Raw genomic sequence first — 19,166 nt, 5'->3', positions numbered from 1 at the left:
CATGAACATTCTGGGGACTTCGCTACGGGTCTGTGTCGGTGATCTCGACGCGGCGATCGGTGTCTACGAACGTCTGACCGGCGCCGAGGCGCTGCGCTTCCGGCGTGGTGGGGTCGATGTCGCGGCGGTCGGCTGCTTCTTCCTGATGAGCGGCCCGGAGAAGGAGCTGTCGATCCTCCGGAAGATCACGGCCACCATCGCCGTCACGGACGTCGACGAGGCGCACGCCGATCTGCGGACCGTGGGCGCGGAGATCATCGCGGGGCCCGTGGCGACCCCGATCGGCCGCAACCTCGTGGCCCGCCACCCGGACGGGGCGGTCTTCGAGTACGTCGACCGCAAGTCCGCCTGATCCCCGCCCTCGGACGACGGCCCCTCCGGCGCGCCTCCGCTGCCTGGAGGGGCCTCGGCGCGAGGTGACACGCAACCAACCGGGTGACCTGCCCTGCCCCATCAGTACCGTCCGGTTACTCCTGACGCATGCTCACCATGCGCGCACAGCGCCCGGTTGCCGTCGTCGCCCTCGCGCTGGCCGCAGTCCTCACCCCGTCCGTGGTCTCTCCGGCCGCCGCGGCGCCCGCCGACATGCCCGAGCCGCCGCCGGTGGCCGTCGCCCGCGAGGAGCTCGGGAAGCTGACCGTCGAGGCGCCGCACTCGATGGACGGCTACGCGCGCGCGAAGTTCCCGCACTGGGCGCAGCAGGGCAACAAATGCGACACCCGGGAGATCGTGCTGCGGCGTGACGGCCAGGAGGTGACCCAGGACGACGAGTGCCGGGCGGTCTCCGGGACCTGGAAGAGCCTCTATGACGACAAGGTCCTGACCTCGGCGTCACAGGTGGACATCGATCACATGGTGCCGCTGGCCAACGCCTGGCGGTCCGGGGCCGACGGCTGGACGACGGACCGGCGCAAGGCCTTCGCCAACGATCTGGAGCACTCCCAGCTGATCGCCGTGTCCGCGGCCTCCAACCGGAGCAAGGGCGACCAGTCCCCCGACCAGTGGTCCCCGCCGAGCAGCGCCTACTGGTGCACGTACGCCCGCGCCTGGACCGACGTCAAGCACCTGTACGGCTTGTCGGTGACACAGCCGGAGAAGGACAAGATCGTCTCGATGCTGGACACGTGCGCCTGATGAGCGAGGAGACGCGGCGCTACGCGGACGAGGTCACGGCCGGCCCCGGCGGGGCGATGACCGAGGAGGTGGGCGTCGTCACCGGTGACCTCACCGTCGCCACGACCCGGCTGCCCGACGGCCGGGCGACGGTGCGCGTCCAGTACACCGGCGCGGAGGAGTGGTACACGCTCACCGGCAGCCCTGCCGAGGTCCCGCCGGACGGCCTGGAAGCTTTGCACCTCGCGGTCGTGCGAGCCGTACGCGCGGGTGGCGAGGCGGTCGTACCGGGCTCGTGACGACGGCCGGATTTTCCAGCCCGTCCGGCGATGGAGGACAAAGCAGCCCGGGCGCTCGTCTCACGACGGTCGCATCCGGTACTCGTAGCGTTCCGGCAGCGGATGCCGGGCGCGGGCCGTCGCGCGTACGGCGTCGGTGACGGGGCCGTCGCCCGCGACGAGGCGTTCGGCGATGGCGTACCAGGTGTCGCCCAGCGTCTCGTCGCCCTCCCGCAGGTCGGCCACCTCGAAGCCGTCGTCGAAGAGCGCCCGCGCCGCGGGGGCGTCGCCCTGGGCGAGCAGGATCCGGGCTCTCAGCAGGAGGAAGCGGCCCCGTTCGCGAACGCCGGGGCGCAGGCCCGCCAGGACGTCGGCGGCGTCGTCCGCGCGGTCGGCCGCGAGCAGCGCGGTGATCGCCTCACGGCCGAGCGCGGCCACCGCGGCGGCCCCTTCGGCGCCCGCCCCGCATGCCGCGGCGGCCCGTCGGAAGGCGTCGAGGAAGCGGTCGGCCGCGCGGTCGTGGTGGCCGGACTCCTGGTCGGCGACGGCGAGGCAGCGCAGGGACGGCCAGTGGCCGTCCGCGACGCGCTCCCAGCTGCGGACCGCCTGCGAGCGGTCGCCCGCGTGCCATTGGGCGACCCCCAGGTGGTAGCAGACCACCGGATCCGGTTCGGCCACCTCCAGGTGGTCACGCCACGGTGCGGAGACGAGCGAAGGGCCGGGCGGCAGGGCCTCCGACGTCTGCGGGAAGCGGCCGGTCCGCAACAGCTCCAGCCACGGCGCCTGTTCCTCGCCCAGCGTCGTGGGGTCGAAGGGCGTGCCCGGCAGTTCGTACCCGCCGCGTTCGACTTCGAGCGCGCCCCAGCCGGAGCCGGTGGCCAGCCGTTCCTTGGGCTCGTGGTCGGCGTGGGGCCGCCACGCGGCGTACGCGGCGTCCACGTCGGCGCGCGGCAGGGCCTCCTCCAGCCGGGTTTCGACCTCGTCGCGCGCGGCGGCCCAGTCGGTGCCGTGGACCCGGCCGGGGTCGGCGGCGAGCGGCCCGTACGCCTCCAGCCAGGCGAACTCCCCTCCCCCTTCCAGGGGTACGTGCTCCAGCTGGGTGCGGGCGAGCCCCGCCTGGATCTCGGCGTAGCCGCCGGTGCCGGGCTCGGTGAGCCAGCGCTGCCAGCGACGGCCGCCCGCGCCCGAGCCCCACAGGAACAGCTTGCGGCCGCGCAGCAGATCGGTCGAGGTCTGTACGAGCCCGTGTCCGTCGCCGTCCAGCGAGGCGATCCAGCGGCGGGTCCCGTCGGGCAGCTCGTAGAAGTAGTCGGCGGGGAATTCGCTGTTCAGCGGGTAGGTGCGGTCGACGCCGTCCCGGGTGGGCACCGGGACGCGGCGCAGCGCGCGCTCGTAGCCGAAGTGCCAGGCCTCGTCGGCCGGGGCGAGGACGCGGGTGCGGGGCACTTCCGGTACGGAGATGTTGGACCACCAGTAGACCGGCGCGGGGCGGTCGTGGGGGTTGCGGATCCGCACGCCCACGTAGAGGAAGTCGGAGCCGTCGGGCAGCCACAGGTCCACCTGGAAGGGCAGGTCCCGCAGCCGCTCCCATTCCCACAGGCGCAGCATCTCGCCGCCGCCGGGTGCGGGCACCCGGGCGGCGTGCAGCGGGGCGACGGAGAGCGTCGTGTGCCCGGTCGCGCCGATGTTCCACTCGATGCCGCCGGAGAACCAGGCGCCGTTGAGGGCGAAGTCGGCGGGCTGGAGGACGGGGTTGCGGTAGAGGAGGTGACGACCGGTCGGCTTGTGTTCGATGGAGTGCACCCGGCCGCCGAGGCCGGGGAGGACGGTGACGCGCAGCCGGTCGTTCTCGATGACGACGGCGTCGAGGTCGGTGGGGACCCGCTTGCGGGTGTAGCCGTCGCGCATCCGCACGGGCAGGACCGTGCGCAAGGGCGCGTGGCCGAGCTGCCGGGCCATGTCGGCGGGGAAATCGGCCCGTTGCCGGCTGTCGACGCGGTGGACCTCGGCGCGGGTCCGTAGCGCGGGCAGCGGGTTCTCGGGTCCCGGCGACGCGGCGGGAAGGGACAGGACAGCTCGTCGGATGCTCGTGGCCACGCCGACCTCGTTCCCTTCCGGGGAGCGCCGTACGCCCGGCGGGCCCGTGATCTTCATGACCTCGGAGCGCCCGGAACCCGGCCGAACAGGGCTTTTCCGGCTCCGCGGCACTCCCGCCGCGCGTCAGCTCCAGCGCGGGGCGGGGTCCCCGCCGAGGGCCGCCCGGGACTGATCCGTCGCGTCGGTCGCTCGCTTGATCACCCCTTCAGTCTGGCACTCCGTGTCAGGCTCGGGACGGGAGTTGGCGTGCCCTGGTGGTCCGGAGGCACGGCGAGCAGACTTGCCCCATGGAACTCATGGTGTCGGTCAAGAACGGCGAGGTCTGGGCGGACGACTCGGGCGGCGACGGTCTGCCGCTGGTCCTGCTGCACCCCGGAATCGGGGACTCCAGCATCTGGGACCCGATCAGGCCGCGCCTGGTGGAGCGGCACCGGGTGATCCGCTACGACGTGCGGGGGTTCGGCCGTTCTCCGGTGGCGACGGCGACGTACTCCATGGTCGAGGACCTGGTGGCGGTCCTGGACCACTTCGGGCTGCGCCGGGTGGCGTTGGTCGGCACCAGCATGGGCAGCGTTCCGACGCTGAACCTCGCCCTCGACGACCCGGCGCGGGTCGCCGCGCTCGCCCTGCTGTGCCCGGGCGTCACCGGCTATCCCGGGGAGCTCACCACCCCGGAGTTCATGGCCGAGTTGGAGGCGCGGGCCGAGGCAGGCGACATGGACGGCATTCTCGCCCTGGCCATGCGCACCTGGGCGAGGGCCGGCGTGGGTGACGACGCCGAGGCCGCGGCCCGGATCCGGGCGTCGATCCCGGCGTGGTTCACCAACCAGCCGTACCAGACGCAGGACCCGCCCACGTTCGGCAGGCTGGGCGAACTGGCCATGCCGTGCGCCCTGGCACTGGGCGAACAGGACCAGCCGGAGGTCGTGCGCTGCAACGAGGACATGGCCGCGCGCATCCCGGGCTGCCGCCTGGTGCGGCTGCCGGGGTCGGACCACCTGCCGACGCTGCGCGAGCCGGAGGCGGTGGCGGATCTGGTGCTGGAGCTGTGCGACGGAGTGCGGTGAGCGTCTCCCGTCACGACGCCTCGGGTCAGGGCGCTTCGGGTCAGGGCGCGAGGTAGGACTGGAAGAGATTCTCCGGGTCCCAGGCGGCCTTGAGTTCCTGCAGCCGGTCCCAGTCGGCGGGCGCGTAGGCCCGCCGGGCCCGGGAGGGGTCGGCTTCCAGGTCCGTCTCGGCGATGTAGTGGCCGCCGAGCCCCGACGGATCCGCCGCGGTCATCGTGTCCCGCAGCCACCGCTGGTTGGCCGCGTCCCCGGCCGGGTCGTCCCAGATGGCGTAGCAGACGAGGTAGGAGGCGCCGAGCGGGGAGAAGGCCATGTTCCGCAGCAGGGCGGGGACTTCGGAGACGGGCCGTACCGGCGCGAGGACCAGGGACTTGGCGGAGGGGGCGTGGGCCACGGCGTCGGCGACGCGGCTCAGCTGCGTCTCGTACGACTCCGGCGACCACAGGGTGTCCGCCCCGTACCGGTACTCCGGCGGCCACGCCGAACCGGCGCCCGCGTGCAGGTCGGCGAACGAGGTCGGTGTGGCCGGCTGCCGGGAGACGGCGCTGTCGGCAAGGGGGCAGGCCTCCGCCGGGGCGAGGGCGGCGTATGCCTCCTCGCGGGTCGTGGCGAACGCGGTCATACCGACCGTGACGCGCGGGCCCGCCGGGGCGTGCGGGGTGGCTTCGCCGGAGGCGGTGAGGACGAGAGCCGTCTCGACGTGCGCCGGGAGTTCGGCTGCCGTCGCCTCCGCCCAGGCCGCCACCCGGGCGGTGTCGGCCAGGGGGAAGGTGAGACCGGTGGTCACGACGGCCCCCGGGAGGGGGTGGAGGGCGAGCCGGAAGCGGGTGACGACGGCGAAGAAGCCGGGTCCCGCGCCCCGGGCGGCCCAGAACAGGTCGGGGTGCTCCGTCTCCCCGCAGCCGATCGTCCGGCCGTCGGCGGTGACGGCTTCGATCTCCCGGACGTCGGCGCAGGCCGGTCCCCACGCGCCCGAGTTCCAGCCGAGTCCGCCGCTCAGCAGGTAGCCGCCCACGGCGACGGACGGGCAATGGCCCACGGGAAAGGCGAGCCGGTGCGGGGTGAGCGCCGCGACGAGGTCCCCGCCGGTGGTGGCGGGCCCGACTGTGGCCGTCGCCGACGCGGGGTCGACGTCGCACTGCCGGAGGCGTGAGAGGTCGAGCAGCAGACTTCCGTCCCGGAGCGAGGAGCCGGACCAGTTGTGACCACCGGAGCGGATCGAGACGCGGAGCCCCTCGGAGCGCGCGTAGGCGAGGGCTTCGGGGACGTCCCGCTCGGACGCGGCCCGCACGATGACGTCGGGGAAGCGCTCCGGTGTGAGGCCGTTCCACACCGCGTCGGCCCTGGCGGCCTCGTACGCGTGGTCACCCCGCCGGACGAGGTCCCCTTCGATACGTACCGCGGGTGTCCGTCCGGGCATCGAGAGCCCCCGTTCGTCCTCGTCTGCCGACGCCGGCACTCGTCGACGCGACCCGCGACCGCGCGGACTTTCTGCGAGGTCACCACCGTGGCATGCTCGGCCGCGGAGTCACTGCTTGCGCGTGAACTCACCCGGAGTAGCCTAGCGCATACAGTATTTATAGGGCAATCGGAGCATTTGGGGACCGGGCTCCGTGACCCCCTTCCTCGAGGGAATCGATGCCGATCGGAGACGCCGCGATGGACCACAAGGAACTCATCACCGAGGCGGTGCGCCTCGCCACCGAATCCGTGGAGAACGGCTGGGGCGGCCCCTTCGGCGCGGTGATCACCCGCGACGGGGAAATCATCGCGCGCGGACAGAACCGCGTCCTGCTGACCGGTGACCCCACCGCCCACGCCGAGGTCGAGAGCATCCGCAAGGCCGTGCAATGCCTCAACGCCGAGGCGCCGTCGATCTCCGAGGAACGCCAGAACGACAGCACGCTGAAACTGGTACCCCGCCCCGAAGGCTCACCGGACCCGGTGCCCGAGCGCGCCCGGATGCTCCAGGGCTGCTCCATCTACATCAGCGGCGCCCCGTGCCCGATGTGCATGAGCGCCATCTACTGGTCCCGGATCGACGCCGTGTACTTCAGCCGCAGCCTGGAGGACACCCGGAACATCGGCTTCGACGACTCCTTCCAGTACGAGGACTTCGGGAAGCCGCTCGAGGAGCGCAGGATCGACATCCAGCAGATCCACCCCGAGATCGGCGCCCGCGCGTACGACGCCTGGACGAACAAGCCGGACCGGCACCCGTACTGAGCGGTTCGGCATCCTTAAACGATCGGTACGGCATCGCTACCGATCGGTGCGGACCGGCCGGTTCGGGGTGGCTGCGCCCCGAACCGGCGTCGCTGGTCCGGTCATCGGCCGATGGCGGTCAGGCGTGCGTGCCCGGCGACGCGAGGTGCGCGACGAGGGCCTCCGCGAGGGGCTCGACGGCCGGGGGCGTGATCATGTGGCCCATCCCCGGGACGGTGATCATCCGCGCGGAGGGGATCTCCTCCGCGATCAGCCTGCCGTGGCCCGGCTTGACCGGTTCGGCGGTGCCCTCCACGACGAGGGTCGGAGCCTTGATGCGCGCCGGCGCGCCGACCGGTTCGAACTCCTGGTCGACCGCCCACGCGAGCTGGTGGTTCGCCGCCGTCCGCGGGTCGCGGGCGCGGTCGAAGAGCCGCTCCTCCAGCAGCCGCTGGGCGTCCTCGTCGAAGGGCAGCTCGGCGCCGCCCAGCATCCGGGCGACCTCGATCTGAAAGTCGATCACCTCGGCGCGGGTGGCGGGCGGCGGGCTCACGGCCGCCCGCCGGAACAGCTCGAGGAACGCGGGAAGCGGTCCCGGAAGGCTGCCTTCCGGCTGCGGCTCCCCCATGAGTGCCCGCATGAGGACCTGCCCCTCCCGGCCGCCGAGCGGCGAGGAGCTGATCACCGTGAGCGTCTCGACCCGGTCGGGCAGGTCCGCCGCGATCCACTGCGCGAGCAGCCCGCCCGCCGAGTGGCCGACGAGGTGCGCCCGCTCGATGCCCAGGGCGTCGAGCAGCCCCACGGCGTCGTCCTTGAGGGCGGCGCAGGTGTACGGGTGGGCCTCGAAGTCCCGGGCCGTCGAGCGGCCGACGTCCCGGTGGTCGTAGCGGATGACCCGGTGGCCGGCTGCCGCGAGCCGGCCGACGAACTCGTCGGGCCACAAGGGCGCCTGCGACATCGAGCCCATGATGAGCAGTACGGCCGGGTGGGCCGGGTCGCCGAACTGCTCCGTCCAGAGCTCGATGTCGCCGACGCGGATGAGCTGTGCTGCTGCCGTCAAGGTGGCGTTCTCCTGTGCTGGTGTTGCGGTGTCCTGCTGACAAGCCGGAACTCTGCCGCACCGCGGGCCACGGGCCCATCTGTAGGACTACTGGTGTGAGTACGTAGCCCACTGGGTCCGGTGCCCCACTGGGTCCTGTCCCCGGGGCCGGTTACGCGAGCAGCCGGGCCAGCTCGGTCCGCGAGGTGACGCCGAGCTTCGGATAGACCTTGTACAGGTGGTACTCGACGGTGCGCGTGCTGAGGAACAGCCGGGCGGCGACGTCCCGGTTGGACAACCCCTCGGCGACGAGCCGGGTGATCCTCAGTTCCTGCGCGGTCAGGGTGGTGAGGGCGGCCGGCTCGGCCCGGTCGCCCGCCTCGCCCGCCGCGCGCAGCTCGCCCAGGGCCCGGCGCTCCCACGGCACGGCCCCCAGGCGCCCGAACGCCTCCGCGGCGTGCCGCAGATGCGGGCGGGCCTCCCCCACCCGGCGTTCCCGGCGCAACCGCTCGCCGAGCAGGAGGGCGGTACGGGCCCGGTCGTACGCGGCACCGGAGTCGTCGGCCAGGAGGTCGAGGGAGTGGCGGAGCAGCTCCGGGGCGGCGTCGCCCTCCGCGACGAGGGCCCGGCAGCGGGCGAGCAGCGCCCGCGCCCGCGGTGAGGTCGCGTTGGCCGACCACCGCTCCAGGAAGTGGACGGAGGCACGGGCGGCGTCCACGTCGCCCGCGCCGACGGCGGCCTCGACGCGGTCCGCCGTCGACCCCCACACGGCGGCGGGGTGCCCGGCACCCGGGCCGGCGGTGGTCAGCGCGGTGAGCCGCTCGTGTGCCTGCTCGAACCGGCCGAGGCCGAGGTCCAGCAACCCCAGCGCGTACGAGGCGACGCCCACGCGCAGGCCGAGGCGGTGCGGAATGGCGATGGCCAGCGCCTCGTGCGCATACGTCCGCGCGTCGGTCTCGTCGCCCCGCACGGCGGCGCAGACGGCGAGGTTCGCCAGGTGCGCGGCGGCGGAGTTGGTGATGCCGGTCTCCCGCGCCAGCGCCAGGCCCTCCTCGGACAGGGCGGCGCTGAGCGCGAAGGCGCTGTTCATGCGCTCGGCGGTGGCGGTGCTCTCCAGTACGACGGGGAGCGTGCCGACCATGCCGGAGACCCGGGCGACGCGGCCCGCGCGGGCACCGAAGCGGGCCCCGACGTCGCCCTCGCCGAGCAGGCTCGCGGCCGCCGCCGCCCACAGCAGGAGCACGGCGTCGAAGCCGTCGTCCGGGACGGCGTCGAGCGCGCGGCGCAGCCGCTGCGCTCCGCCCCTGCTGTCCCCTCCTTGGAGGGCGCCCGCACCGATCAGGACGTCCCGGAGGAACGCGTCGGCCGGGTCGCCGGGTTCGGGGAGTTCCTCGGCGCGGCGGCCGATGAGGACGGCGGCGCCGGTGTCCCCGACGTAGGAGGCGGCCTCGGCGGCGTCCGCCAGGATCGACAGTCTCGCTCGCGCTGTCTGCCCCGATACCTGTTCTGCCGTCCGTTCCGCTGCGGCCAGGAAGGTCCGCAGCGCCTCCGCCGCGTCAGCCGAGTGCAGCTCGAACCGGCCGCTAAGCTGGGCTATTTCCACCGACGGCCCATCGTCCCCCGCGGCCTCCCGGGCCGCGGCGAGCGAGCTCCGTGCCTGCCCCGGCCGGCCACCGAGCCAGGCCGCGACGGCCGCGTCCTTCAATCTGAGGGACCGTGTCCGCCGGTCCGGTGTCAGGTCCGCCGCGCGGATGAGCGTCCGCGCGGCATCCGCGTAACCGCCCCGGGCACGGGCCAGACCGGCGGCGGCCGCCAGTTCCGCGGCGATGTCCTCGTCCGGCCCCAGCGCCGCCTCCGCCCGGTGCCGGGCCCCGCGGCCGGTGTCGCCCGCTTCCTCCGACTCCGCGGCGAGCGCGCGATGGACCGCCCGTCGGTCGGCGGCGCCCGCCCCCGCGTGAACCGCCGACCGGATCAGCGGATGCCGGAAGCGGATGCCCGTCGGCTCGATGTCCAGGAGCCCTGCGGCCTCGGCGGCGTCCAGCGCGTCCGCCGCCGCCCCGAGGCGCGCGGCGGCGCGGAGCACCAGCCGCAGGTCGCCCAGACCCTCCAGCGCGGCGACGAGCAGGACGAGCCGGGTGGCCTCGGGCAGTCGCGCGATCTGCTCGCCGAAGACCGCGCCGATGCCGTCACCGACCGGCAGCGGGTCGGGCAGCGGCGCCCGGCCCGTCAGTTGCTCGGGTGTCAGCAGCCCCGCCGTCTCCCGCAGGGCGAGCGGATTGCCGCCGGTGGCGGCCGCGACGAGCGCGGCGACGTCCGGGACGGGTGGCACGGCCGACCTCGCGGCCAGCACGAGCGCGGCGTCCGCCGCGTCCAACCCGGCGACGGTCAGGCCCGGTACGTCCTTGAGCGCGTGGCGGGCCTCCGCCGTGTCCCGCGCGGCGAACAGCAGCCCCACGCCGTCCGCCCCGAGCCGCCGTGCCGCGAACAGCAGGGCGTCGGCCGATGCCCGGTCGACCCACTGGAAGTCGTCGACGACACAGACCAACCCGTCCGGAACAGCCGCCTCCGCGAGCAGCGACAGCACCCCGGCCGACACCAGGAACCGGTCCTGCCCACCCGTCGGCGCGGCCAGCCCCAGCGCACCCCGCACGGCCTCGCGCTGCGCCTCGGGCAGGGCGTCCACCAGGCCGCTGACGGGCCGCAGCAGTTGGTGCAGCGCGGCGAACGCCATCTGGCTCTCCGGCTCGGCGCCCGTCGCCCGCAGCACCCGGGCGGGGGCCGCCCGCTCGGCGGCCCGCAGCAGCAGCGCGGTCTTCCCGGCTCCCGGCTCGCCCCGCAGGGCGAGCGCCTGCCCGGTGCCGGACCGCACGCCGGTCAGGAAGTCGTCGATCGCGGCGAGTTCGCGCTCACGTCCGGCGAGCCGGTCAACTGCTGTCATGTGTACGTACGTCCCTGGCGACCCGGGGGGGCGGCCCCCGTGCCGCACCTGCTCCGGGGCCGACTGTACCCGGGCCGCGTTTGCTCGTTTCCGACCGGTTACGACACCAGCCCGATCGCCTCGATCTCGATCATCCATTCCGGATCGGCGAGCGAGGAGACCTCGACGAACGATTCCGCGAGATGGGGCTTGCTCGGAAAGTGCTCCGCGCGCAGCTTGGCGAAGACGTCCTGCTGCCCGATATCGGTGACGAAAACGGTCGCCTTGACGGTGTCGGCAAGGCTGGAGCCCGCGTTCGTCAGTACCGTCGACAGATTGGCCAGCGCCTGCCGGGCCTGGGCCTCGAAGTCGCCGACACCGACCGTCGTGCCGTGCTCGTCGATCGGGGCCTGCCCCGAGGTGAAGACCAGGTTCCCGACCCGGACACCGAGCGAGATGCCGGCCGACTCGTACCAATCAGGGTCCGCCGTGACACGGACGCGCTCGGGGGCGGGCTGAGCGAAGGACATACTGACTCTCTCTCACTTCACAACAAACACCGAGGCCGAGAAGACCGCGGCCCCGGAGTGGGGTCCATGAGTGACAAGTGCCGCGCAGCGGTGATCCATTCCCGGATCCCCGCATCGCACTTACATACGTGCATGCATGTACGTACGATGCGAAGGCGTGGACCACCCGAGGGAGGCATGTGGGATGAAGACCCAACTGGCCCGACAGGTACGTCGGATCGCCGTCACCGACCCGATCGCCACGGCTCAGCGGTACGACTACGCCGACGCCTTCGAACTCCGGCTGCCCGGACCCGACCCGTACCCGCCCGAGACCTGGATCCGGGCGGGAATGGACTCCACCCCGAAGTGGGCGGAGCGCATCGTGGGACTCCTGGGAATGCACAGGTCACCTACGGAACCGGCGGACCAAGTGAGCCCGTTCCGGATCGTCGAGTCCGGCCCCGAGATGATCCACCTCGAGACATCACTACCTCTGATGCACGTCGTTCTCATAGGGCGCCGGATCGAGCCGGACCGACGGACGTTCACCAGCGTTCTCCGCTACCGCCGACCAGTAATCGCCCGCCTCGTCTGGGCAGTCGTCGGCATCGGTCACCGGCGGATGGCACGCCAGTTGATCGCGAACAGGATTTCGACCGAATGATCGGAGCGGGAGATGCCTGACGGGCCCCGGGAGAGGCCGACCCAGGCCGACCGCAGCCGGCGCACCCGTACCGCGCTGCTCGAAGCGGCCGCGCGGGGTCTGTCCCGCTACGGCTACGGCAACCTCGTGCTGGAGCAGGTGGCCAAGGAAGCCGGGTACACGCGCGGGGCCCTCTATCACCAGTTCAAGGACAAGCAGGCTCTGGCCCAGGCCGTGTCCGAATGGGTCCTGGAGACCTGGGACCAGGAGGTGGGCCGGTTCGTCGAGCAGCAGTCGGATCCCGTCGCGGCACTGCTCACCCTGGCCCGCGGGCACGCCGTCTTCTGCCGACGCGACATCGCGCGGGTGGCGATCGCGCTACGCCTGGAGTTCTCCGGGCAGGACCATCCGGTGGGGCGCTCGGTGGAGGAGGGCTACGAAGCGCTCATCACGCACTGCACGGGCCTGATCGAAGCCGGGCGCGAGGCGGACACCATCCCGCCGGGCCCACCGGCCAGAGCCGTCGCGCTCGCTTTCGTCGGCGCACTGGAGGGAACCGTGATCGCGCTCGCCGGCCAGGTGGAGCACGACGAGCTGCTCGCGGCCCGCACCGCCGCCGGTGTCCTCGGACTCGATTCGCTCGCCGTCACCCGTCCCTGACCACGGAGAGCACCCTCACCTCCCGCCCACCGCCCGCCGCCTTGTCGATGCTGTACAGCGCCTCGCCCATGGGAGAGTTCTCGCCACTGACGTGCGCCCGGACCGAGGCGAGGTAGTCCTCACGGCGGACAAGCCCGTCGCCGTCGCCGTCCAAGGCGACAAAGGCCGACTCGATGTTGCTGACCGGGTTGCCCAGCGCGGTGCGCAGCGCGGTGAACTCCGGCAGGTCCAGGGCACCGTCCCCATCGGCGTCGACGAGGTCGAACAGTGCGCTGAGCACGGGCTCGCAGACGGTGTCGAACGCCTCGGCACCGGCCCAGGCCGCGTACTCCTCGAACGTCACCCCTCCGTCGCCGTCCGCGTCCATCGCCGCCCACGCCCGCGCGCCGGCCGTGCGCGCGGTGACGACCAGGGGGTCGTCCTCGGAACGTCCCGAGACCCGAGCCACACGGTCGGCCCTCGCCGCGTACTCGTCCTTCGAGATGACCCCGTCCCCGTCCGTGTCCAGCATGGCGAAGACGAGCCGTTTGGCTGCGGTTTCCTTCATTGCGGCACCTTCCACCCGGTATGCGAGCTGTGTTCTCGTTCGGCTCTCACTACCCCGTACGCCGGGGTTCAAGACGGCTGGGACAGCTCGCGCCGCGATGACGTGGTGCACGGGGCGTACACACCGCGCACGGAGCCGGGCGGGCGCGGCCCGGCGCTGCCGACAGCCGGGGGTGGCCAGGACGACGAGGGGTAGTCAGGGGCCGGTAGCGGATCCGGAATCCCTGGAGGATGCATGATCGGCGGACGTCGCACGACGGTGGCGTTGAGTTCCCTGGTCCTGGTGGGCTCGTCGTGGCTGGGGGCACCGGCCGGTCAGGCCGATGAGGTCAGCAGACACAGAGACACCGGAGTCATCCTGTGCACAGGCCCCAGCGACAGCACCTACGACCCACCCCTGACCCTCGAGCCACGCACGACCCGCGTCCACACCGAGGCCCGGTACACGTGCACCGTCGCACCCGGCCGGATCGTACCGGCCACCGGAACCCTGGACGGGGTGTCACCGTCGGCGTCCTGCAACGGTTTGACCAACCCCCGCATCACGGAGACCGTGCGGTACGCCGACGGCAAACAGTCGTTGATCGTCTACGACAGCGGCACGACGGTACGTACCGTCGGCGTCCTCGACGTCCACCTGTCGGGCCGGGTCACCGAGGGGCGCGGCAAGGGACAGTCGGCGCAGCGGGACGTACTCCTCGCACTCCCCCGCGAGCTGCCCACGGAATGTCTGTCCTCCGGTCTCCCGGGGAACAGTGGCCAGGCGCAGCTGGGGATCCGGCCATGAGCGCATCCTCCGTGGGCCTTCCCACCGAACCCATCGGCAGCATTCCCCGGCCCGCCGAGCTGCTCGCGGCCATGGCGGACCACGCGGCGGGCCGGATCGGCGAGGACGCACTGGCCGCCGCCCAGGACGACGCGGTCCGTGACACCGTCCGCCGTCTGGAGGCGATCGGCTCGCCGGTCGTGACCGACGGCGAACAGTCCAAGCCCAGCTTCGCCACGTATCCCCTCACCGGGCTGGACCAGCTGGCGCCCGACGGCGTCGTCATCCCCTTCGCCGATGGACACCAGCGGCAACTGCCCCGCCTGACGGCGCCGCCGTTGCGGTACGCCGTGCACGCCGACCGCTATCTGCGCGCCGCCCTGCGGCACGCGACCGTCCCCGTGAAGCAGGCCGTCATCGCCCCCTCGGCGCTCAGCCTGCTCTACCCGTCGGACGGCATCGACGGCTATCCCCGGGAAGCCTTTCTCCACGATCTGACCGACGAAGCCGAGGCCGACATCCGTGGCTGTCTCGACGCCGGCGCGCACGTCGTCCAACTGGACTTCACCGAGGCCCGCCTCGCGCTGAAGCTGGATCCGTCAGGGGCCCTGCTGGAGCAGTTCGTCGCGCTCAACAACCGTGTCCTGGAGCGCTTCTCCCCCGTCGAACGGGCCAGGATCGGCGTCCACACCTGCCCCGGCGGCGACCAGGACTCGACCCACAGTCTCGACGTGGACTACGCCGCCCTGCTGCCCGGCCTCCTGCGGCTCAAGGTGGGCGCCTTCTACGTCCAGCTGGCCGGCGAACCGGAACCGGACAAGGCCCTCGGCGTACTCGCCGACCATCTGCCCGATCAGGCCCGCGTGTTCATCGGAGTCACCGACCCGATCGACCCGCGCATCGAGACCCCGGAGCAGGTCCGCGACCGGGTCCTGACCGCCGCCCGTCATCTGCCCGTGGACCGTCTGGGAACGTGCGACGACTGCGGATTCTCGCCCTTCGCCGACGACACCTCCACGTCCCGTGAAACCGCCTTCGCCAAGATCCGCGCCCGGATCGAGGGCACGGCTCTGGCTGCCGCCGAGTTGGGCGTCTGACCCGCCGGACCGGGCGGGCACCTGGTCGAAAGCTCGCCCGGGCCGGCCTTCGTCAGTCACGTGCCGTCCGTCACTGGGCGCTCGCCGCGGGTCGTACGACGATCTCGTTGACGTCGACTTGCGGCGGCTGGGAGATCGCGTAGGCGACGGCGTCCGCGATCGCGGACGCTGGCAGGGCCGCGGCGCGGTACGTCCGCATGGCTGCCCGGGCGGCCGGGTCCGTGATGCCGTCGGCGAGTTCGGACTCGGTGACGCCGGGCGAGACCAACGTGACCCGGACATCACCGGCGGACTCCTGACGCAGCCCCTCGGAGATCGCACGGACCGCGAACTTGGTGGCGCAGTAGACGGCGGCGGTGGGAGAGACCTCGTGCGCGCCGACGGAGGCGATGTTCACGATGTGGCCTGCGCCTTGCGCGCGCATCACGGGCAAAGCGGCGGAGATACCGTGCAGGACACCCCGCACGTTGACGTCGATCATGCGGTTCCATTCCTTGGTCCTGAGGGCCTCCAGCGGTGACAGCGGCATCACCCCGGCGTTGTTGACCATCACGTCCACGCGCCCGTAGCGCTCTGCGGCCGCTGTCACAAAGCTTTGGACGTCGGCAGCTTCGGTGACGTCCAGGCGCCGGGCCGCCGCCGTGCCGCCCGTGGCGGTGATCTCCATGACGAGTCGGTCCAGGCGATCGGTGCGCCGTGCCCCCAGGAACAGGCGGTGGCCGTCAGCGGCGAGCCGACGGGCGGTCGCCTCGCCGATCCCACTGCTGGCGCCCGTGATCACTACGACCTTGGCTGTCCGGTCCGGCATGACTGCCCCTTCTCTCGGTAGGGCACCGAGTCTGGGCGGGGCGTCCCGGGCGGCCCAGGCCGTGTGCTGCCTGGGTGCGGCACACCCAGGCAGCATGCCGGGCCCGCCGCCTAGCCTGGGTACATGACCGACAACCAGCTGGGTGAGTTCCTGCGGGCGCGCCGGGCGGCCGTGCGGCCGGACGAGGTCGGAATGCCGAGCCATGGCGTACGGAGGGTGGCCGGGCTGCGCCGTGAGGAGGTCGCCGTACTGGCAGGGGTGAACGCGGACTACTACACCAGACTGGAGCAGGGCCGCGAACGCCACCCGTCCGCGCAGATGGTGGATGCGCTCAGCCGCGCGCTGCTGCTGGATACGGACGCCCGGGCGCACCTTCACCACCTGTCCGGAACCACACCGCCCCAGCGGACCGTCGCCGCCACCGACCGGGTCGCCCCCACCCTGCGCGTCCTGCTGGATGGCTACCCCAGCACTCCGGCGTTCGTCATCAACCCCACCCTGGACATCCTGGCTGCCAACGTCCTGGCCGAGGCGCTGTACTCCCCCTTCGCACGGATGGACAACCTGGCCCGCATGGCCTTCCTCGACCCGGCGGGCCGACCGTTCCACACCCGGTGGGACCGGGCGGCCGAGACGCTGGTGGGGCATCTGCGCCAGGCGTCCGGCGTCGATCCGGGCAATCCGCGTCTGCGGGTTCTCGTGGGCGAACTCATCGCGCGCAGCCCGGACTTCGCCCGGCTGTGGAACACCCACACCGTGCGCGGCAAGACCCGGGAGAACAAGCACTTCCACCACCCGGACGTCGGCGGCCTGACCCTCACCTACCACGCGTTCGACGTGCGGGACGCGCCCGGCCAACAGCTGATCATCTACCATGCCGAACCCGGCAGCCCCAGCGCCGAGGCACTCAGCCTGCTCGGCTCGGCGCACGTCACGGCGAAGCACGCCTAGGTCCTGCCCGCTCAGCGCACAGCCAGCCGGGAGGCACCTCTCGCGAAAGCCGTCGGCCGAGTGCGGCCCTGAGGCCGATCCCGGGCGGCTTGGGCGAGGGCCGTGTAGTCCGGGAACCTGCGCAGTCCGCAGCGGTCGCAGGCCGCGGCACCGTTCCTGGTGGTCCAGGCGGGGTGAGGGCAGCGGGTGGTGGCGGCCGGTGTCATGAGTGGGCGGTCCGTTGGTGACGGCCCATGGTCATGGTCCATTCCTCGGCGAGCCGACGGTTGCCCCCAGCCGTGGCGTCCCGGTGCCCGGCCTTGATCCGATCGCACTCCATGCAGTGCGGCTGCGTGACCGGCAGCAGGTTCTCGGCAGCGGCATGCCACTCGATTCCGCCACCGGGCGGGCGCAGTTGGTAGCGGAGCCACTGGGTGTCCATGACCTCCCCCACGCGCTTGGTGCTGGTGTCCCAGACGAGGTCGCCCGTGGCGGGTGCGTAGGTGGACGTTGTGCCTGTGACCGTCAAGGCTTCGCGCGGCTGTTCGGGGGTATGGGGCATGCGGCTACCTCTTGCGTTCCGTTCGCTCGTTCGGAGCGATGTTCACTGACCGTGTCACCAGCGTTGCGCTCCGCTTTTACGGTGAATAGGTAGGCCACCTGGACAGACGCAACTGTCCAGCCCAGTGCGGGGAGTTCCTGTGAGCGTGGAGAACGAGACGGACGATGCAGACCTTCCGGTGACGCCGCTGGCGCACTTCGGGCGCGAGGTGCGCTTGGGAGTGCGCCGTTCCTCCTTCTGTCCTTCAACGAAGGTGCGGACGTGGTGCACGTTGACGGCTTTCCAAGGGGACACTTGCTGGCCGAGCGAGAAGACGTCGCCACGGCCGTGTACGCCTACGATCTGCTCAGGGCAACGGCGCTACCGCCGGATGAGTCTGCTCCCTTGATCAACTCGATCCTTAAGGAGAGGTACTCGTGACCAAGTCACCCCGCATTCCGGACGCCGCGTGGCGCAAGTCCAGCCACAGCGACAATACTGGGAGCGAATGCGTCGAGGTCGCCGACCGTATACCCGGCATCGTCCCCGTCCGGGACAGCAAGAACCCTCAAGGCCCGGTGCTCGTGTTCCCCGCCACGGCGTGGACGGCGTTCATCACAAACATGCAGAACGCCCCCGCGTAAACGCCCGGACCTGGCACGGTCCGGGGCGTTCAACACCCACTGGTGTCGCCAAGCTACGTGTCGGTGGGGGCGTCGGCGCTCGTCCGGTTCTGAGGGGCAACTACCTCCCGCAGGCGGATGATGCTCTGTCGCCATTGGTCATCACCGTTCTCGTCCCAGAATTCAGCCAGCTCGGAATCCGCTGCCAGAACCCGGTCGAGAGCCTCGGCTGCGCACACGCGCAGGTCGACGGGGAAAGTCGGCATGGGCTCCTTGGGGCCACAGGCGGAGCTGACCGGCTCGCCTCCGGGGCAACGATCTGCTACAACGGCGGCTGCGACCAACGCCTCCGCTCCTTCGGAGCTGTCAAGGTACCCCTGAGTGTTGATCGTGGCGATCAGAGCCTGGCGGACCATGGCTTCACGGTCAGTCTCGGCAAGCTCGTCGAGGGCGAAGGCAAAGTCTGCGGCCATGTCGTTCTTGAATGGGCCAATGCCCCAGGTGCCCATGTCGGTGATCCTCTCGTGTCGTGTCACGTGATCGTCGCAGCGACCACTGACAACGAGGCGATCCACCGCGCCTCCGCGCAGGCGGAGGTAGGCTGTTTCGGCCGCCAGGGCGTGCGCGGAACGCTGCCGACCCTCGGCACGGTCTACGAAAGGCGGGTGCCGGAAATGGCCGCCCGGCTGCCGTTCGGCCAGCGCTCCTGCTCTGAAACTGCTGAAACGCCACCACGAGGCTAGCCATCAGATTCAATGGACACAGAGCCTGCTCCTTGAAGTCACGAATTGGCAAAGCCCCTCTAACGTCCCAGGTCGCGAAGGGTGGTCTCCGCGCAGGCGGAGGTGAGTCGGTCCGCTTGAAGCGCCTGCTGGGACAGCGGTGGTGGTCTCCGCGCAGGCGGAGGTGAGTCGGCGGTCGCCGACCAGCGGCCGTCCTGGTCGGCGTGGTCTCCGCGCAGGCGGAGGTGAGTCGACGCGGTCGTTGGCCAGGAGCTGCCAGCCGGCGTGGTCTCCGCGCAGGCGGAGGTGAGTCGGCGACCCAGGGGCTCGGCAGGCTCGGCGGCGCGTGGTCTCCGCGCAGGCGGAGGTGAGTCGCAGAGGCCGGCGAATCCGGCGGACCCGCTTGTGTGGTCTCCGCGCAGGCGGAGGTGAGTCGACCATCACCGCGCGTCTGGAGCGCCAGCACGCGTGGTCTCCGCGCAGGCGGAGGTGAGTCGTCGTGCGGGAGAATCCGCGCGGTGAGGCCCGGGTGGTCTCCGCGCAGGCGGAGGTGAGCCGCGGGCCGGCGGCGCCCTGGGCACCCCAGATGAATGCGCTCCGCG

21 protein-coding genes, 1 pseudogene and 1 CRISPR repeat array (1 of these 23 only partly in view) are annotated in these 19,166 nt (G+C 72.0%); of the genes and pseudogenes, 12 read left to right on the top strand and 10 right to left on the bottom strand.

Annotation, left to right across the window (positions count from 1 at the left end; all coding sequences use genetic code 11):
• Nucleotide 1 precedes the first annotated feature (1 nt).
• The 3 genes from AB8O64_RS29620 to AB8O64_RS29610 all read left to right on the top strand — a co-directional run bounded on the left by AB8O64_RS29620 (nt 2) and on the right by AB8O64_RS29610 (nt 1,412).
• The gene (locus AB8O64_RS29620; protein ID WP_370422448.1) at nt 2-352 is read left to right on the top strand and encodes a VOC family protein; all 351 of its coding nucleotides are present in this window, start codon (nt 2-4) and stop codon (nt 350-352) included.
• A 128-nt stretch (nt 353-480) separates the two neighbouring features.
• On the top strand, nt 481-1,134 hold the full coding sequence (locus AB8O64_RS29615) for an HNH endonuclease family protein (RefSeq protein ID WP_370422446.1): 654 nt from the start codon (nt 481-483) through the stop codon (nt 1,132-1,134).
• Nucleotides 1,134-1,412: a hypothetical protein gene (locus AB8O64_RS29610; RefSeq protein WP_370422445.1), complete on the top strand. Its 279-nt coding sequence runs from the start codon at nt 1,134-1,136 to the stop codon at nt 1,410-1,412. The genes AB8O64_RS29615 and AB8O64_RS29610 overlap by 1 nt, the downstream gene beginning before the upstream one ends.
• A gap of 60 nt (nt 1,413-1,472) precedes the next feature.
• Here the strand turns inward: AB8O64_RS29610 and AB8O64_RS29605 are convergent, their stop codons facing one another.
• Nucleotides 1,473-3,488: a DUF5107 domain-containing protein gene (locus AB8O64_RS29605; RefSeq protein WP_370422444.1), complete on the bottom strand. Its 2,016-nt coding sequence runs from the start codon at nt 3,486-3,488 to the stop codon at nt 1,473-1,475.
• A 287-nt stretch (nt 3,489-3,775) separates the two neighbouring features.
• Here AB8O64_RS29605 and AB8O64_RS29600 point away from each other — a divergent pair, with 287 nt between their 5' ends.
• Nucleotides 3,776-4,555 carry an alpha/beta fold hydrolase gene (locus tag AB8O64_RS29600; protein ID WP_370422442.1) on the top strand — a complete coding sequence of 260 codons (780 nt, stop codon included), beginning with the start codon at nt 3,776-3,778 and terminating at the stop codon, nt 4,553-4,555.
• A 40-nt stretch (nt 4,556-4,595) separates the two neighbouring features.
• Here AB8O64_RS29600 and AB8O64_RS29595 read toward each other — a convergent pair whose 3' ends face one another.
• Entirely contained in the window at nt 4,596-5,975 is a 1,380-nt protein-coding gene (locus AB8O64_RS29595) for an FAD-binding oxidoreductase (protein ID WP_370422440.1), read from the bottom strand.
• A gap of 218 nt (nt 5,976-6,193) precedes the next feature.
• Between AB8O64_RS29595 and AB8O64_RS29590 the strand changes: the two genes are divergently transcribed.
• Nucleotides 6,194-6,781: a nucleoside deaminase gene (locus tag AB8O64_RS29590; protein ID WP_370422439.1), complete on the top strand. Its 588-nt coding sequence runs from the start codon at nt 6,194-6,196 to the stop codon at nt 6,779-6,781.
• Between the two features lie 118 nt (nt 6,782-6,899).
• Here the strand turns inward: AB8O64_RS29590 and AB8O64_RS29585 are convergent, their stop codons facing one another.
• The 3 genes from AB8O64_RS29585 to AB8O64_RS29575 form a co-directional block, all read right to left on the bottom strand.
• Nucleotides 6,900-7,820 carry an alpha/beta fold hydrolase gene (locus AB8O64_RS29585; RefSeq protein ID WP_370422438.1) on the bottom strand — a complete coding sequence of 307 codons (921 nt, stop codon included), beginning with the start codon at nt 7,818-7,820 and terminating at the stop codon, nt 6,900-6,902.
• 151 nt (nt 7,821-7,971) lie between these two features.
• A complete protein-coding gene (locus AB8O64_RS29580; RefSeq protein WP_370422436.1) occupies nt 7,972-10,737 on the bottom strand; it encodes an AAA family ATPase in 2,766 nt (921 codons plus the stop codon).
• Between the two features lie 98 nt (nt 10,738-10,835).
• Nucleotides 10,836-11,246 carry a RidA family protein gene (locus tag AB8O64_RS29575; RefSeq protein ID WP_370422434.1) on the bottom strand — a complete coding sequence of 137 codons (411 nt, stop codon included), beginning with the start codon at nt 11,244-11,246 and terminating at the stop codon, nt 10,836-10,838.
• A 184-nt stretch (nt 11,247-11,430) separates the two neighbouring features.
• Between AB8O64_RS29575 and AB8O64_RS29570 the strand changes: the two genes are divergently transcribed.
• Nucleotides 11,431-11,892: a hypothetical protein gene (locus tag AB8O64_RS29570; protein ID WP_370422433.1), complete on the top strand. Its 462-nt coding sequence runs from the start codon at nt 11,431-11,433 to the stop codon at nt 11,890-11,892.
• A gap of 12 nt (nt 11,893-11,904) precedes the next feature.
• Entirely contained in the window at nt 11,905-12,531 is a 627-nt protein-coding gene (locus AB8O64_RS29565; RefSeq protein ID WP_370422431.1) for a TetR/AcrR family transcriptional regulator, read from the top strand.
• Here the strand turns inward: AB8O64_RS29565 and AB8O64_RS29560 are convergent.
• Entirely contained in the window at nt 12,518-13,078 is a 561-nt protein-coding gene (locus AB8O64_RS29560; RefSeq protein WP_370422429.1) for an EF-hand domain-containing protein, read from the bottom strand. The two genes, AB8O64_RS29565 and AB8O64_RS29560, sit on opposite strands and share 14 nt — an antisense overlap.
• Before the next feature lie 234 nt (nt 13,079-13,312).
• Here AB8O64_RS29560 and AB8O64_RS29555 point away from each other — a divergent pair, with 234 nt between their 5' ends.
• Both AB8O64_RS29555 and AB8O64_RS29550 read left to right on the top strand, forming a co-directional pair.
• Nucleotides 13,313-13,864: a hypothetical protein gene (locus AB8O64_RS29555; protein WP_370422427.1), complete on the top strand. Its 552-nt coding sequence runs from the start codon at nt 13,313-13,315 to the stop codon at nt 13,862-13,864.
• Nucleotides 13,865-13,875: 11 nt separating this feature from the next.
• Nucleotides 13,876-14,940, top strand: coding sequence for a cobalamin-independent methionine synthase II family protein (locus AB8O64_RS29550; protein WP_370424012.1), 1,065 nt, complete (start codon nt 13,876-13,878; stop codon nt 14,938-14,940).
• 70 nt (nt 14,941-15,010) lie between these two features.
• Here AB8O64_RS29550 and AB8O64_RS29545 read toward each other — a convergent pair whose 3' ends face one another.
• Nucleotides 15,011-15,748: an SDR family oxidoreductase gene (locus AB8O64_RS29545; protein ID WP_370422425.1), complete on the bottom strand. Its 738-nt coding sequence runs from the start codon at nt 15,746-15,748 to the stop codon at nt 15,011-15,013.
• A 123-nt stretch (nt 15,749-15,871) separates the two neighbouring features.
• On the opposite strand from AB8O64_RS29545, the gene AB8O64_RS29540 reads away from it, so the two are divergent.
• Nucleotides 15,872-16,699 (top strand): helix-turn-helix transcriptional regulator, encoded by an 828-nt coding sequence (locus AB8O64_RS29540; RefSeq protein ID WP_370422424.1) that lies wholly within the window; start codon nt 15,872-15,874, stop codon nt 16,697-16,699.
• An 11-nt stretch (nt 16,700-16,710) separates the two neighbouring features.
• On the opposite strand, the gene AB8O64_RS29535 is transcribed toward AB8O64_RS29540, so the two are convergent.
• Nucleotides 16,711-16,905, bottom strand: coding sequence for a DUF6255 family natural product biosynthesis protein (locus AB8O64_RS29535; RefSeq protein ID WP_370422422.1), 195 nt, complete (start codon nt 16,903-16,905; stop codon nt 16,711-16,713).
• Nucleotides 16,902-17,240: a hypothetical protein gene (locus AB8O64_RS29530; RefSeq protein WP_370422421.1), complete on the bottom strand. Its 339-nt coding sequence runs from the start codon at nt 17,238-17,240 to the stop codon at nt 16,902-16,904. The genes AB8O64_RS29535 and AB8O64_RS29530 overlap by 4 nt, the downstream gene beginning before the upstream one ends.
• 228 nt (nt 17,241-17,468) lie before the next feature.
• Between AB8O64_RS29530 and AB8O64_RS29525 the strand changes: the two are divergent.
• Together AB8O64_RS29525 and AB8O64_RS29520 are read left to right on the top strand one after the other, a co-directional pair.
• Nucleotides 17,469-17,660 (top strand): annotated as a pseudogene (locus AB8O64_RS29525) (Scr1 family TA system antitoxin-like transcriptional regulator); the annotation flags it as partial.
• The gene (locus AB8O64_RS29520; protein WP_370422419.1) at nt 17,657-17,863 is read left to right on the top strand and encodes a DUF397 domain-containing protein; all 207 of its coding nucleotides are present in this window, start codon (nt 17,657-17,659) and stop codon (nt 17,861-17,863) included. The pseudogene AB8O64_RS29525 and the gene AB8O64_RS29520, both read left to right, overlap by 4 nt.
• A 53-nt stretch (nt 17,864-17,916) precedes the next feature.
• Here AB8O64_RS29520 and AB8O64_RS29515 read toward each other — a convergent pair whose 3' ends face one another.
• A complete protein-coding gene (locus tag AB8O64_RS29515) occupies nt 17,917-18,417 on the bottom strand; it encodes a DUF4259 domain-containing protein (protein WP_370422417.1) in 501 nt (166 codons plus the stop codon).
• A gap of 249 nt (nt 18,418-18,666) precedes the next feature.
• Nucleotides 18,667-19,166: direct repeats of the CRISPR family, unit length 29 nt; unit sequence GTGGTCTCCGCGCAGGCGGAGGTGAGTCG (it continues 17 nt past the right edge of the window).

Source organism: Streptomyces sp. QH1-20, from assembly GCF_041283565.1.
GTDB classification, from domain to species: Bacteria; Actinomycetota; Actinomycetes; order Streptomycetales; family Streptomycetaceae; genus Streptomyces; species Streptomyces syringius.
This window is presented reverse-complemented; position numbering and strand designations above follow the sequence as displayed.